The following is a 13,852-nucleotide window of genomic DNA, read 5'->3' as shown; positions in this document are numbered from 1 at the left end:
CCCCCCCCCCCCCCCCCCCCCCCCCCCCCCCCCCCCCCCCCCCCCCCCCCCCCCCCCCCCCCCCCCCCCCCCCCCCCCCCCCCCCCCCCCCCCCCCCCCCCCCCCCCCCCCCCCCCCCCCCCCCCCCCCCCCCCCCCCCCCCCCCCCCCCCCCCCCCCCCCCCCGACAGTCCGCGTCGCCAACTTCTTGAGCTGCTCTGCCTTGGCATCGATCCGCTCCGTCTTGTAGGCGATCTGATCAATGAGACTCCGACATTCCTCGCGGACCAGTTCTGGTAGATCGCTGTTCGGACCTTCAAGGATTGCGTCAATGCGTTTAAGTTGTTCGATTCCTTGCGGGATGATATGGCCGAATTCGTAGAGAACAGCACGCAGCGCATTCACTAGATCGGTGCGCTGATGAACAAGGCGCTTCCGAGCCCGAAAGAGCACTGCCCTGGCCTGCTGTTCTTCCGATTTCGGCTCGACGAAGCGCATCTCGGGGCGCTGTGCCGCGATCACGATTGCTTCGGCATCAGCCGCGTCGTTCTTTTGGCATTTCACAAAAGGCTTCACATATTGCGGAGCGATCAGTTTTACTTCATGGCCGAGCTTGACCATCTCCCGTGCCCAATAATGGGCGCTGCCACAGGCCTCCATCACCACCACCGCCGATGGATGCCCCGCCATGAACTTCCGAAACTGAAGCCGCGACAGTTTCTTTCGAAACTTCAAGTGTCCCGCCATTGACGCCCCGTGGAGCTGAAACACATTCTTGGCCAGATCCACTCCGATCACCGTATCCATCAATTTGCCGTCCTCTTCGCTTCGTGGTTCAAACACTGCGTTCTTGGCACATTACGATGCCGTCTGGGGAGGGCGGCAACCATCCCATCTCATTTGGTGATCTGTGATGTGTCGGCCGGGCAAGCGAGTGATTCCTCTTGGCGGAAGAACCACTTGCATAACCTGCCGGCCGCGATCACCAGTCGGCGCGGTCCCTCGCGGATCGCGCCGACGCTGGGCTCGTAACTCCGGTCGGGCTACGCCCTCCCTACGTCACGAGCCCAGCGAAACTCTCTCACCTTGATTGGGTTCTTCCGCATATTTGGTGCAGCTTGAGCTTGGCGCATGGACAGTCTCTCGGTCGGCATCTCGATCCTCTGCGGTTAGGCAAAAGACAAAGCTACCCGGGTTGCAGACTGTCAGCCGTGCGCGCCTCCTGGTTGCCCTCCATCGCGATCGCTGGAAATAGCGATCACGATCGTCTGGAAATGGTGATCACGATGCTCTGGAATGGGTGATCACGATGGCTTGGAATCGATGATCACGATCGGCTGGAACGCGCAGAAGGCAAAGATCGCGCTGGAAGCCGTGCGGGAGCAGGCGACGGTGGCCGATCTGGCCCAGCGCTATGAGGTTCACCCAAACCAGATCTATGCCTGGAAGAAGCAGCTGCTGGACCAGGCGGCCCGGGCTTTTGACGCGGGTGTCGGGCGCGAGAGCGAGGAAACGCGCGAACGCGAGCTCGAGAAGCTGCACGCCAAGATTGGACAACTGACAGTCGAGCGCGATTTTTTAGCGCGGAGGTCCGGAAGATGAGCACGCCGGACTTGTCGAGGAATGCTCGATCGCGCCGACCAAGCGCTGTCGATCCGCCGGCAATGCATGTTGCTTGGCATCGCCCGTTCTGGGGTCTACCGGCCGCCACGGCCGGCCAACGACAACGACCTTGCCCTGATGCAGCGGATCGACGAGCTGTTCACCGCCTGGCCATTCCTGGGCTCGCGGCGACTGACCGCGATGCTGAAGACTGAGGGGCTTCAGATCAATCGCAAGCGCGTGCAGCGGTTGATGCGCAAGATGGGCATCGCGGCGCTGGGACCGAAGCCGAACACGACAAAGCCGGCGCCGGGCCACAAGATCTATCCCTATCTGCTGCGCAACATGACGATCGACCGGCCGAACCAGGTGTGGGCGGCCGACATCACGTATCGTGCGCCTCGCCCCACATTTGGGGAAGCGCGTGCAAAAGAGAAAGGAGGACTAAAAAAAATGACTTGTCCCCTGCTGTGAGGGGACACGAGCCCAAGCGGCGGTGACCTGTCGTCAACTGGCAGGGTGACGTAGCCCGCAGGTAGAGGGGATTGAGGCGAAGCCGTTAAGCCGAGATGGTCCCCGAGGCTGAAGTATTGGAAGGTTGAGGAACACGAACCGGTTCACCCGCATCTGAGGGCTGAAATGTCGCCTCCGTCTACACGGCTTAACAGGTGGAATGATGATGATGTCGCCGGACAGATATGGCGGCCGGCATCCGAACGCGAGCCCAGGTGTAAGGACGCTCGCGAGGGGTCATGGGGAGAACGCAGCCAGACCATGGCATCGGCATCGACTTGCGGAAAGCAAGGGAAAAGACTGCGACCGGCAGCCTCACCAATACGATGACGTCCAGTATAGGAACGAGGGAAGGCATGATGGAATGCCCACGATGCTTTGCGTCGCAAGGGAGTTGACCCTGATGTCCATCATGCTGGCGGAGTTCTCGTAGTAGTCCGCGGCAGGGAAAGCCTGCCACATGGCGAAGGGGAACAGTTCAAACTGCTTGGAGTGCAAACTACCTGACCGAATGAGGTGAAGACCTTTGATAATCAGTGAAATGCAGCACAAGCTCGCGAGATGATGTTGCTATGGCCATGGGCCAAGCTTTGAACAGAGAGCCGTATGCGCTGAAAGGTGCACGTACGGTTCGGGGAGGAGAAGCGCGCTCGCGCTTCTTACTCCACTCAAGATCACCGGTTGGGGGGTGGTACTATCTCTCGACCGTGCTTGACGACTTCTCACGCTACATCGTGCCCTGGAGGCTCGGTCCCGCCATGTGCGCTTCCGATGTCACAGCCACCCTCGACCAGGCACTCGCCGCATTCGGCCTTGACCACATCGCCGTCGCGCACCGGCCAAGGCTTCTCAGCGACAATGGTTCGAGTTACGTGGCGGATGATCTGGCCGAGTGGCTCGACCAGAAGGGCATGCAGCACGTGCGCGGCGCTCCGTACCATCCTCAGACCCAGGGAAAGATCGAGCACTGGCATCAGACGCTGAAGAATCGCATCCTGCTCGACAACTATTACCTACCCGGTGATCTCGATCGTCAAGTAGGAGCCTTCGTCGAACACTATAATCACGTCCGCTATCATGAGAGTATCGACAACCTCACGCCAGCCGATGTCTACTTCGGCAGGGCTGAGGCGATCCTCGCAGAACGAAACCGCATCAAGCGCGATACCATCGCAAACCGCCGCTTGCAGCATCAACTGCAGGTCGCTTAAACTCTAACCCTGATGAGCCAGAGCCTCCCTTCTCAAAAAGCCTGACCAGTCTCAAATTATCTGACGACGGACACGTGCGCTTCAAGCTAGGTAAGCGGCGCTTATTGTGTGCCGCGCCCCTGATCCGAAACTGTGTTAGGGCCAGAACTCAGAGCGGTGGGTTTGCACTTTGCGGGCGAAGACGATGTGAGCCCTTTGAACGACTATGAGCTTGCGCATGCGATTGATGACGTGTTCGTGCGATTGAACGTTGGGCTGATTGTGCCGTGACTCTGTAGCAGGGTTTAAAGGCGCGAAGGAAGTCAACTTTCGCGCTGGCGATACGCGGGTATTCCGAGCAGCCGAGAGAGCTTCTGGCCGCGCGCAGGCCTAGTCGAGGACCTTTGAAACTCGGCACCGCGCAACTCATTAGGCAAAACTTTGGAGCCTATGTTAGCAGGTGATTCGGACGAAATCGATGGAAACGGCATTGGAGATGATGAGTGGTGCGCAATGAGCAGCAGACAGCCTGAAGATGACTATGACCGCGAGGAAGCGGAAGCGATTGCCGCGGCCCTTGACCTCACGCCCGATGAACTAAATGAGATCGAGTATGCGATACACGAGATCGCCAACGACGACGGGTTAGTTTACGCTTACGGCGTGGAGATCAAAGAAGGAGCTCCGCAGTACATTCTCGACAAGCTTGCGCCGCTGCCCAGGCGGGGCAACTTAGTGCTGATTCATCTGCGCTGATACGCCGGCGACGCAGCAAATGGAAACAGAGATGGCGAGGACAACCGTTTACAAAGTAAAGCTCCACAGCACCGCAACCCATGAAGTGGTCACTCTCTCCCGCTTGGCCGCCCACTGAGTGGCCAACATGCGAGCCGCCGAGGCAATCGCGGCCGAGGTTGACAGCGTGCTGCCGCACGACCAGGACGGTCGGCTCGCTGTGCGGGCCGAAGTCGCGGCGCAGCAGATCGAGCAGGTCGCTCGCGACTGGCATATCCCGCTGACAGATCACGACGCAGCGCTGGCTCGCGTCAAATCAGCGGTGAGGCACGTCCAGGAGGTGATCGATGCGGCGAACGCGACCGGCGAGCTTGCCTGGTTCAACGCTGCCTATCGGGCGTGGCGTCTCGATGCGGAAAAAAGCGGGGCTGGGATGAGCTACGCTGAAGCGCGAGCGCGACTGCGCAAGGCTGTCACCAAACGACTGATTACGTTAGACGTTCTCGATTGCAGCGAACGCCTATTGCCGGACATCTTCCCGCTGCTTGGAAGCGTCGGGCAAGAACCAGCCGAAAAATGTCCGACGCGCTGATGAAGATTTACGTTGACGCCGCAAAAAATCCCGCTCATCTATCGCGCGACGGCGAGCGGGCCTATCGGTTGCCCGAATGACAATCACCCAGCAACAGAAGCGCAAAGAGCTGGAGAAGCAGGCGACTCTGCTCCTACAAGGAGAGCGGCTTGCACCCGTTGGGCCGATTGGATTAATCGGAAAGCTCACGAGCCGCGAGGCGGATAGCAATCTGACCAAACGTAACCGTCGCGAGACCGTGGTCGCGCTTCGCTTCCTCTACCAGAAGCTCTCGAAAGCAGCGCGCCAGGAACTGGCCAGCCGCTTCAAACAGCAGCGCATCCTCGATCCGACGCTCGACTGGAATGAATGGCTCGCCAGAAATTTACGTTGACTGCTGGGTTCTGGCCTGCGCTTGATCGCAGTATAGCTCGATGCCAGAGCCCAGCGCTCTCGGGTCGAGTCGTGGTTTCATCTTACACAGAGACTTGCACCATCCGGCTCCGGTTAACGGATGCCGGTTGATTTTTGATGGATGGTCAGATGAAGCAGCTGGCGACCAACATCGTCGAGAGCCTGCGCGGCGAGCCGCTCGCGCTGGTGCTTGTCCTGGTCAACGTCACCGTTCTGGCTGGCTTTGCCTTCACACTGCACGAGGTTGGCAAATCAATCGAGCGCAAGGACGCGCTGCTGCAGAACTGCGTTCTGCAACGACAGTAAGGGAAACAGCCATGGCACTCGACTGAACGGCCCGATCATCGCAGCGGGCGAAGCGTTGTCCGATGGTGTGGATTGCAGCGCTGGCAGCATTCCCCCTCACAACCGCCATTCAGGCGACAGGCGGATTTCGTCGCAAAAGGGGCCACGAGTTGACGCCGTCGCTCTTACACCGGTTCATCCTCAAGCCAAGAATGGATGCCTGAAGACGGAATGAGCCGTTTGGGTAAGTGGGGATTGATTGTGCCTGCGAAGATCGCCAAGCCTTCTTCGAGCATCAACCGCGTGAACGCCTTGGCTTCTGCCTCGGTCGCAAAAGTCTTCGTTTCGCGGGGGCTGCGCTGCTTGGCAGGACACCGCGCTTGCGCTCAAACGTGACGAACCAAGTCGGTGTCATTGCATCCACCAGGCCCGTCCTCCAGCACACTACTCGGCCCTGCCCAATAGGTGGTCAAAGGCAGATTACGGATAACGGCCGCTCCTCAGCGCGTCATTGCACCATCGTAAAGCATCGAGCTTCGGTCCGGATTGCCGCCTAGGGGCTGGTGACCGGCAAGACAGCCTCTACCGCCGGACGCTAACGCGATTGAGATGTTTCCACGGTCGGCTTGCTCGCCAGTCCCTTCATGATTTACCGCCTGCAGGGGCGAGGTACGAGCTACCTGATGACACGCCCTCCGTGCCCGTTCTCTGCGCAGGCGATGACACGTATCAGTATCGTCAACTGTTCGTCTTCGCTGTCCATGATCGACGGCCCGCACCGCAAGCTTGTTTGCTGCGTTCATTTTGCCAATGTCTTTCGGGCTGGCTCGAATGCTTCCTGGTCCTTCGGGTCTGCAGGCTCAAACCAAGAGCCGGGTGCAGACGTGTCGATAAGCCTGGCAAAGAAGGATTGCGGCTCCCAATCCTGCCCTTCGCCCTTCTCGAAAATGATGACTCCGTCACGGGTAAAATAACTAGGTTCGGGAATATTGCAATCGACCGAAAGCTCGACGTGCCACAGGTCACCATCAGCGGTTTGCTGCTCGTCTATTTTCGGCGAGTTGTACACTTCAACAGGATCGCCGATAGTGCAACGGCCACGCCGCAGAAGATCGCCCAGCTTGCCTTGCGCCGTCGTCACGAAGTTGAAGTTAGCGGGATCATGCAGAAAGCGACGGTTCGCGCCCCTTTCGTCGTTCGCTACCTCGTCAGCAACAAGAGAGAGTGCGAACGCTTGCCAGCCTAGTTCCATCGGTTTCGCATGCGGAGCCACAAGATTTATTGTGCCGTCGGGTGCCACCTCCCAAGTAACCGTATATTCGTCCTTCGTTTTATCCGACCGGTGTTTGGCCCATGAAAAGATGACGGGCTCGCCAGTGTCGGTCTTTCGGCCAACCTCCCATCCCCTCGGAACGAAATGGGCTACCGTCGAGACCTTGGCAAAAATTTCCTCCGCCGTCTCACCATCCTGCGCTCGCCAAGTTTTTCTAACCTTGTCGATCAGAGGGTTGTCATCCGCAGGGGCGCCATCGCCATTACCGGCCAGCCCGCTGGTCAAAACCAGCCATAGACTAAGGCCGACACAGCCCCCGAGCCCGAGACCGAACCAAAGCAGGCGTCTATCAGTCATATTCTTTCTCTTACCCCACGCTGCCAGCCCTTATATCCGCGTCGCATCGTATCTCCGAAGAGACCCAAGACGCACCTATCAGGGTTGGTTGGTCACAATGCCGCTGCGTCTGGAGTGAAGGCCCGTCGGGCGGGTGATTTACGGCTCGGGAAAGCCACTTTCTTGCGAGAAACCAAAGGCCGAAAACGCCACCGCCAAATATGCGCGGACTGGGCGATCCCGCCTGACGAGGCAGGCCTCAAAGTACCTTAAGAAGCTCTAGGCTGTGCGAACAGCCGGTCTTGGTGATAGGCCGTGGATTGCTGAGCACTGTTTGGGGAAGGGCTATGCGCATCAACCGACGTCAATCGTTCGCTGAATGCTTAGCCAGCCAATCGAACCAACTGCACGTTGGCGCCACGCCGAGGCTAGCCGTATAGCGCAGGCGCCAGTGCAGCCCTCGCTCGTCTACTTCTTTAGAAGTACGGCTTCTTGCTTCTTCTGCATAGGGACGGTCGTGCTGTAATACGGCCAGATGTAGGGGCCCCCGGCACCTTGATTTAGGTCTTGATTGATCGGTTCATACCCGCTGATAGCCGGCGGTTTGGATTGCTGGGTCGGAAGCAGTTGCAGGGCTGTGATGGGTTGCTTGCCCGCCTCGTCGTTTTTCTAGACCATGTAGATGAACTTCCCACCTGCTCCTTCTTTCAGATCTTGACCAGTCCAATGCCAACCGGGAGGCGGATTCCTTTGCGCTTCGTCATATGCAATGAAATCGACAGACGTCACCGGATTTCGGTCACCGAGAGTATAACCGATGTAAATGTACTTCCCTCCCACGCCTGTATTCGTGTCGACGAGCAGGAAATCCCAAGGCGGCTGGTATCCTGGCCCAGGATTGTCATCAACTTGGTTCGTCAGCTGCTGGATTGCCATTTGAAATGCTCCATTTGCTTTGTTGTGGATCTCCGCGCCACGAGCAGTCCTCGGTTCGTGACCCAGCGGGGCGACAGCAGGGCAAGCAAGTGCTGCGCCAATCAGAGAACTCATTTTAGAACAGCACGATCCTCTGATAGAGCTGTGTTTCAATTCCCGACTTTGTCAAAGATCCGACACCGCAATGCAGAAGTGGAGCGCACCAATCACGATCATCGCCGGCGCCCGAGCCTTGTCAGTCCTTGTAAGGCGGGATACCGTGGCTTTACCATTTCGGTGGGATCCACTAAATTTCACGTTCTAGCATTGCTTCTCTCAGTGAACTTCGTTCGTGGGAAGCGTTTATGGTTCGCCTCACGTGGGAGGGAGACGATGCCGAACCCCTGGTCAAGAGATGGGCATTATTCACCGATTAGTTCGAGACTCCGCGATGGAGCCCGAAATGGTCAGCCGCATCAGGGCGGCTTACAAGCAAGCGCTCCATACCCTTTGCGTGAAGGATGGTGACGATCCGCTAACGGAAATGATCGCGAGGAAGGTCATCAAGATTGCACAAACAGTTGTCCGTGACCCGGCGGAAATCGCGGCCCTTGCGATCAGAGAGCTTGAACTTCGGTAAGGCGAACACCGCCATCTGTGCAAAGCTCGGCAGCCGTGAGGGATCGACAGCCGTGCCCCGGCGGGCGCGGGCCTTGTCCAATTCGAGTAACTCGATCTTGAACGCTTGATCCCGGTAGCCGAGGGAGCTCAACGCATTGTGGGCGTCGGACCAGGACATCGCGCGTGCGACGTATTGCTCGACGATGTTGCGATAGTAGGCGCGCCACCGCGCGAAGTATTCAGGATCGAGCCGATTGACGCCCGATCTCGCACATGCGCTGGATCACCACGGCTTGATCCTTGTAAGGCGGCGCGCCCTGGGTGGTATCTTGGTCCGCCGTCTGCCGCTGTACACGAATCTCGGCGTTGGGTATAAATGTCGGCCGGTAAAGGGCGCAGTTGTCTACGAAGCTGATGGAAAGCCGCCGCACACCTTCAAGGCAGGCGAGGCATACGCGGAGATGCCGGGCGAGGTCCACAAATTGAGAACGCGAGCTCGACGCAGCGAGCGAGGCTCTCGGTTTCCAATACGCTAACAAGGGCCAGCCGCTTCAAACCAATGCCCCCTGAACAGGTCTTAGAAGAAGGAGGTTTGGACTCGCTCGGGGCGCGCTCCGCCCGCGCTGAGACCGCACCGGTTGGCATTCGCGTAGCTTGCGCGAACTGTGCAAGTCTTCCTATGTGGCCCATCACGGCATTTCGATCACGATAAATTCCCAGGAAGAAAGCAGCGTTTTATCACGTTGCCCTTCGTCCGGAAGCCACAGCCAGAGTAAAGCGTCGTCCGTTAAGAAGCCGAGTTGAGCGGGGCTGGACAGGCGAGCGTACGCCATGGATGGATCAGGAATAGGCACAAGAGTTCTCTGAGCCAGGCGAGGATGCGGCGGAAGATACTATGGGGTGACCAGCAAAGCCGTGAGAGTATTGAGGCTGGTCATGAGCAATGGAGCACCCCCATGCAAAATGCAAACGATCTTGGCCGGTCTTCCACGGTCCTGGAACAGAACAGTACGCTGATCGCGGTCATCGAGATGAGCCTCTCTAGCTGGCTCGTCGCTGGAATCGTCCCCGGATTGGATCGTCATCCGTTGAAGAAGCTTGGCGCCGACGAAGACGCGCTGCTCCGGTTGCTACACCGCTGGCGCGAGGAGGCCGCAAAGGTTGGGCACGCGATCACACGCATAGCGGTCGCCTTTGAGGCCGGTCGCGATGGCTTTTGGCTGGCGCGGTGGCTGCGAGCGCGTGGCGTTGAGGCCTTCGTTATCCACGCAACAAGCGTCGCCGTCCCCCGCGAGCACCGGCGGGCTAAAACCGATCGTCTCGACACCGAGTATTTGAAGCGCGCTCTTCTCGGTTGGCTACGCGGAGAGCCGAACCATTGCCAAATGGCGGCAATCCCAAGTCTCGATGAAGAGGACGCCCGACGTCCGAACCGCGAGCGTGAGAACCTTGTCAGCCAGCAGACCAGCATTGTCAATCGAATGAAGGCATGTCTCGCTCGCCTGGGTATTCGCAAGTTTAAGCCGACGCTGCGTCATGCGTCAAAGCAGCTCGAGACGCTGCGCACGCCGGAAGGGGTACTTCTGCCGCCCAACACTGTCGCCGAGATGCGCCGGGACATGGTCCGCCTTCGCCTCGTCAGGGAGCAGATCAGGGAGATCGAGGCGGCTCGATTACAGCGTTTGCAGGTTTCCGAGAGCGGTGCGAACGCGATGGTCAAATTGCTGGCGCGGATTATTGGCGTTGGAGTCGAAACAGCGGACATGCTCGTGCATGAGATCCTCTCTCGGCAATTGAGAGATCGCAGAGCGGTCGCGCGTTACGCGGGCCTCACGGGCGCTCCCGATGAGAGCGGCAAGCGAAGACGGGAGAAAGGCCTTGCACGCGCTGGCAATGCCCGGGTACGGCGTGGGATGATCCAACTGGCCTGGCGTTTTCTCCTCTTCCAAAAGGACAGCGCATTAGCCCAATGGTTCCGCACTCGCGCGGCCGACGCGCGCGGCGGTACGCGCAAGACCATGATCGTGGCGCTGGCGCGCAAATTGCTCATTGCGTTCTGGCGCCTGACGACGACAGGCGAAATACCTGTCGGGATCAAGTTACGCCCGGTAGCATGAACGCGCGACGAGACACCTCAATTGGGGCTTGGCGAAGCAATCGCTGAACCCTGATACTCCGAGGTGGCGGTGACCCGCGCCACAACTTGGTCCATATGACCTCGCGGAAGAATGGGCCCGCTGCCCGAGCTTCGCTTGAGATGCGCATTGCTGCATCATGGTCGAAGATTGCGTTCGACCGCATACAAGTATGCGGCGCGATGGCCGCCGGATATTGCAAGCTCCCTCGGAATGTCTCTCAGTCGCGCCATGCCATGGAGTTCGTAATCTCTGATGACCATCCGGGCTTGAAGAAGGCGATCGTCAAGGTCCGTGCCTTCCCGCCTGTCATGCTCAGGCCCCACGAGGATGGGCCACCCCTCTCCGCCGCCGTCGCTCGCCAGCGCTGCGCGTGGGGCAAGCGAGCGACGGCGGCTCCGAGGGGATGGCTTCGTCGAACCCCACGATCAATTTGCTGAAGCTCGATGCACACAACTGCACCCTCCGCGCAAGGAGAAGAGTCGCTAACTAAGGCTCTTGACAGGAGACACCCCATACAAGTTGTGGCCCACGGCTGAGAGCACGACGTTGGCCGCGTCGCCGGCGCGGCCTTTGAGGTAGCAGCGGCCGAGATGACCTTCGGCCTTCAGGTGTCGTGATGATGGGCTCGATGGCGGAGCGGCGCCGCAGCTCGCGCGTGGCACCGAACACGCCGCGCTTCTGGCCGGCGATGAAGACGCGGCGAGGATTTTGCGCGTCGTGGCCGCGGTATCCCTTGTCGACATAGGCCCGCTCGATCGCACAGCCGGTGAGTGTCTCGGTGCGGTCGATGACGTCCCGCACGGTGTGACCATCGTACGGGTTATCGGGTAGCGCCCTGGCGTGCAGCGCGAACAGGCCGCCAGGAGCACGGCGGTTGTTGGTGACGATCGAGGCTTTGACGCCGAACTCGTAAGGCGCGGCGGCCTTGCCTTTGCCGATGCAGTCGACCTCTGGAGCATGGAAGATGGGATGGTTGCCGTCCATCCCCGACGGCATCGCAATGTGCCAAAAGGGTGGTGATTCACAACCACTCAGCGGAAAGGACGGCAACCGTGACGAAGGATACGATGATCGGCGTGGATCTGGCAAAACATGTTTTCCAATTCCATGGCGCTTCGATGACGGGGCACGTGAAGTTTCGCAAGAAGCTCTCGCGAGCTCAATTCCACAAATTCATGGGTGAGCAGGCGCCGAGCGTAGTGGTGATGGAGGCTTGCGGCGGGGCCCACTTTTGGGCTCGGCAGATGATCAAGCTGGGGCACGACGTGAAATTGATCTCACCGCGCTACGTCAAGCCGTTCTTGAAGCGTCATAAGAATGACGCGGCCGACGCCGAGGCGATTGTTGACGCGGCGCAGCGTCCGGAAATGCGTTTTGTCGAGATCAAGACCGTGGCGCAGCAGACGCGGGCGGTTCTGTTTCGAAACCGGGAGCAGTTGGTCCGTCAGCGCACCGAATTGACGAATGCCTTGCGCGCGTATCTCTATGAATACGGCTACATCGCTCCGCAAGGAAGCCCAGGCATGAAGCAGATTCAGGACTTGCTCGACCAGCAGCGAAGTGATTTGCCGAAGCTCGTGCGCGATCTCTGCCGCGATATGCTGCAGCAGATCGCTGAAAAGATCACTCGGATCCAGGCCATGCTGGTGCGGCTCAAGGAGCTCGCCACGGAGACCGAGACGGCAAAGCGCCTGCAGACGATGCCCGGCGTGGGCCCGATCACCGCGCTGCCGATTGAGGCCTTCGCGCCGCCGATGGAGATATTCAGATCCGGCCGGGATTTCGCCGCCTGGCTGGGGCTCGTCCCACGGCAACATTCATCGGGTGGTAAGCAACGGCTTGGCCGGACGTCGAAGGCAGGCCAGGTGGACATACGTAAGCTCCTGATCGTCGGCGCAATGTCCCGCCTGAGCTGGCTGGGACGCAAGTCCATAAGCCAGGGAACTTGGTTGGCCCGCCTGCTGGTCAGGAAGCCCCGTATGCTCGTGGCGGTCGCACTAGCGAACAAGATGGCGCGCGCCATCTGGGCGATGCTGACGAAAAAGGAGGACTATCGAGATCCGGCGCTGGCGGCCATTGGATGACGATCAGTCTCCAGCGAGCTTTAATCTAACGCCGGTACGTTGGGGAGTGTGAGAAGACGACGACTTGCATGGGCAAATGATCGAAAGATCTGGATCAGGAAAACCAGCTCTATTCCTGGAGCTTCGAGCTCGAATGGAAGATTTGGACTTGATCCGCAGATCACCATACCGGCCGGCGGCATCTGAAGGCTGCACATGAAGGCCTCACAGAAGTGCGCACTCGATCACATGCTCGCATGCCAAAAATCTTCTTGCATCACGGACGGCAACCACAGAAGGAATAAAGCTTGAAGCCTCGCTGTCGCTGCTGCTGCGAGCGGATCTGCGAGGCCCGGCCGAGCGGGAGGGCGAAGGCGTTCTCGAGCACGGCCTGACCTTCGATCTTGCGGCGGATATCGCGGATGATCCGGCCCAGCCGGCTGCGCAGGATGCGCAACTGCCGCTGATGCCGCTTGAATTGCTTGGCGTGCGCATAGCGTCCCGCCATCATCGCCGCGGTCTTGGCAATGCGAAGATAGGACTGCCGCAGCTTGACCCCGTGCTTCCTCGCCAGGCGGTTGAGCCCCTTGATTGCCGCGTGCAGCAGCTTGGCATCGGTCGGGAAGGTGATGGCCGCCTTCGGTTGCACGGTGGTATCGACCGTGACCCGCTTGAGGTCCTGGCTGCGCAACGCGCCGGCCTCGTGCGGCACCCGCAGGCTCTCGGCCAACAATAGCTCCAGCTTGTCGCCAGCCGCTTGCGCCAGTGGCTCAGGTCCGAGCGCTCATGCGGGAACGCGTGCTGAAAGAACTCTTCGCCGGTGAAGGACTGGAAATACGGGTCGTGGACCCAGCGCTCGCACACCCCTCATCGGACAGGCCGTAAATGTGCTTGAGCAGCAGCAGCCCGATCATGAAGCGGGCCGCGATGCCCGGCCGACCGTTCTCGCTGTAGAGCGGCGCGATCTCGCCGTCGATCCAGTCCCAGTCGACCTTGCCGGCGAGCTGAACCAGCTCGTGCTTCATGTTGATGATCTGGTCCAGCCTGGCCCGGAACAGATCGCCCGATCCCGTCGCTTTGGGCTTCTTCGGTCGCATCGCCACCTCCGAAGCGAGGAGGGAATCATGACTGGCGATTCGATGGAATCTTGAGGGTTCTGTGAGGTCGCGTGGCAGGCTTAAGCCGCGCGCTATCGTAGCGTGCGACCTCATAGAAGCC

The 13,852-nt window shown here is 59.6% G+C and carries 12 protein-coding genes and 4 pseudogenes; 9 read left to right on the top strand and 7 right to left on the bottom strand.

The window, feature by feature from the left end:
- Positions 1–167: 167 nt before the first annotated feature.
- Positions 168–785, bottom strand: a pseudogene (locus XI03_RS05300) (IS110 family transposase); the annotation flags it as partial.
- A gap of 489 nt (positions 786–1,274) precedes the next feature.
- Here XI03_RS05300 and XI03_RS05295 point away from each other — a divergent pair.
- From XI03_RS05295 to XI03_RS05265, 7 genes and pseudogenes are all read left to right on the top strand, one after another.
- Complete coding sequence (locus tag XI03_RS05295) at positions 1,275–1,580, top strand: transposase (RefSeq protein WP_271591537.1); 306 nt, start codon at positions 1,275–1,277, stop codon at positions 1,578–1,580.
- A 21-nt stretch (positions 1,581–1,601) separates the two neighbouring features.
- Complete coding sequence (locus XI03_RS05290) at positions 1,602–2,054, top strand: IS3 family transposase (RefSeq protein ID WP_271591536.1); 453 nt, start codon at positions 1,602–1,604, stop codon at positions 2,052–2,054.
- Between the two features lie 700 nt (positions 2,055–2,754).
- A pseudogene (locus tag XI03_RS05285) lies at positions 2,755–3,304 on the top strand (transposase); the annotation flags it as partial.
- 492 nt (positions 3,305–3,796) lie between these two features.
- Positions 3,797–4,039 carry a hypothetical protein gene (locus XI03_RS05280; protein WP_271591535.1) on the top strand — a complete coding sequence of 81 codons (243 nt, stop codon included), beginning with the start codon at positions 3,797–3,799 and terminating at the stop codon, positions 4,037–4,039.
- Positions 4,040–4,166: 127 nt separating this feature from the next.
- Entirely contained in the window at positions 4,167–4,610 is a 444-nt protein-coding gene (locus XI03_RS05275) for a hypothetical protein (RefSeq protein WP_271591534.1), read from the top strand.
- Between the two features lie 76 nt (positions 4,611–4,686).
- Entirely contained in the window at positions 4,687–4,983 is a 297-nt protein-coding gene (locus tag XI03_RS05270) for a hypothetical protein (protein WP_271591533.1), read from the top strand.
- Between the two features lie 149 nt (positions 4,984–5,132).
- Positions 5,133–5,309: a hypothetical protein gene (locus XI03_RS05265; RefSeq protein ID WP_271591532.1), complete on the top strand. Its 177-nt coding sequence runs from the start codon at positions 5,133–5,135 to the stop codon at positions 5,307–5,309.
- A 778-nt stretch (positions 5,310–6,087) separates the two neighbouring features.
- Here the strand turns inward: XI03_RS05265 and XI03_RS05255 are convergent.
- The 4 genes from XI03_RS05255 to XI03_RS05240 all read right to left on the bottom strand — a co-directional run bounded on the left by XI03_RS05255 (position 6,088) and on the right by XI03_RS05240 (position 9,266).
- Complete coding sequence (locus tag XI03_RS05255) at positions 6,088–6,918, bottom strand: nodulate formation efficiency C protein (protein WP_271591531.1); 831 nt, start codon at positions 6,916–6,918, stop codon at positions 6,088–6,090.
- Between the two features lie 648 nt (positions 6,919–7,566).
- A complete protein-coding gene (locus XI03_RS05250) occupies positions 7,567–7,947 on the bottom strand; it encodes a hypothetical protein (protein WP_271591530.1) in 381 nt (126 codons plus the stop codon).
- A 400-nt stretch (positions 7,948–8,347) separates the two neighbouring features.
- Positions 8,348–8,611 (bottom strand): hypothetical protein, encoded by a 264-nt coding sequence (locus XI03_RS05245; RefSeq protein ID WP_271591529.1) that lies wholly within the window; start codon positions 8,609–8,611, stop codon positions 8,348–8,350.
- Between the two features lie 511 nt (positions 8,612–9,122).
- Positions 9,123–9,266: a hypothetical protein gene (locus tag XI03_RS05240; RefSeq protein WP_271591528.1), complete on the bottom strand. Its 144-nt coding sequence runs from the start codon at positions 9,264–9,266 to the stop codon at positions 9,123–9,125.
- Positions 9,267–9,389: 123 nt separating this feature from the next.
- Between XI03_RS05240 and XI03_RS05235 the strand changes: the two genes are divergently transcribed.
- Positions 9,390–10,550: an IS110 family transposase gene (locus XI03_RS05235; protein WP_271591527.1), complete on the top strand. Its 1,161-nt coding sequence runs from the start codon at positions 9,390–9,392 to the stop codon at positions 10,548–10,550.
- Between the two features lie 539 nt (positions 10,551–11,089).
- On the opposite strand, the pseudogene XI03_RS05230 reads toward XI03_RS05235, so the two are convergent.
- Positions 11,090–11,534 (bottom strand): annotated as a pseudogene (locus tag XI03_RS05230) (IS5/IS1182 family transposase); the annotation flags it as partial.
- An 89-nt stretch (positions 11,535–11,623) separates the two neighbouring features.
- Here XI03_RS05230 and XI03_RS05225 point away from each other — a divergent pair.
- Positions 11,624–12,655, top strand: a complete 1,032-nt coding sequence (locus XI03_RS05225; RefSeq protein ID WP_271591526.1) for an IS110 family transposase — start codon at positions 11,624–11,626, stop codon at positions 12,653–12,655.
- Between the two features lie 274 nt (positions 12,656–12,929).
- Here XI03_RS05225 and XI03_RS05220 read toward each other — a convergent pair.
- Positions 12,930–13,731 (bottom strand): annotated as a pseudogene (locus tag XI03_RS05220) (IS5 family transposase); the annotation flags it as partial.
- Between the last annotated feature and the right edge of the window lie 121 nt (positions 13,732–13,852).

The organism is Bradyrhizobium sp. CCBAU 65884 (assembly GCF_028128835.1).
Taxonomy (GTDB): Bacteria; Pseudomonadota; Alphaproteobacteria; order Rhizobiales; family Xanthobacteraceae; genus Bradyrhizobium; species Bradyrhizobium ottawaense.
Note: the sequence above shows the minus strand (reverse complement) of the source record. Positions and strands in the feature narration are given on the sequence as shown.

Excerpts from the sequence above, each read along its gene's own strand:
- XI03_RS05250 (WP_271591530.1), bottom strand. The coding sequence starts at position 7,947 with ATGAGTTCTCTGATTGGCGCAGCACTTGCTTGCCCTGCTGTCGCCCCG.
- XI03_RS05235 (WP_271591527.1), top strand. The coding sequence starts at position 9,390 with ATGCAAAATGCAAACGATCTTGGCCGGTCTTCCACGGTCCTGGAACAG.
- XI03_RS05295 (WP_271591537.1), top strand. The coding sequence starts at position 1,275 with ATGGGTGATCACGATGGCTTGGAATCGATGATCACGATCGGCTGGAAC.
- XI03_RS05255 (WP_271591531.1), bottom strand. The coding sequence starts at position 6,918 with ATGACTGATAGACGCCTGCTTTGGTTCGGTCTCGGGCTCGGGGGCTGT.
- XI03_RS05280 (WP_271591535.1), top strand. The coding sequence starts at position 3,797 with ATGAGCAGCAGACAGCCTGAAGATGACTATGACCGCGAGGAAGCGGAA.
- XI03_RS05275 (WP_271591534.1), top strand. The coding sequence starts at position 4,167 with ATGCGAGCCGCCGAGGCAATCGCGGCCGAGGTTGACAGCGTGCTGCCG.
- XI03_RS05270 (WP_271591533.1), top strand. The coding sequence starts at position 4,687 with ATGACAATCACCCAGCAACAGAAGCGCAAAGAGCTGGAGAAGCAGGCG.
- XI03_RS05290 (WP_271591536.1), top strand. The coding sequence starts at position 1,602 with ATGCTCGATCGCGCCGACCAAGCGCTGTCGATCCGCCGGCAATGCATG.
- XI03_RS05245 (WP_271591529.1), bottom strand. The coding sequence starts at position 8,611 with ATGTCCTGGTCCGACGCCCACAATGCGTTGAGCTCCCTCGGCTACCGG.
- XI03_RS05240 (WP_271591528.1), bottom strand. The coding sequence starts at position 9,266 with ATGGCGTACGCTCGCCTGTCCAGCCCCGCTCAACTCGGCTTCTTAACG.
- XI03_RS05265 (WP_271591532.1), top strand. The coding sequence starts at position 5,133 with ATGAAGCAGCTGGCGACCAACATCGTCGAGAGCCTGCGCGGCGAGCCG.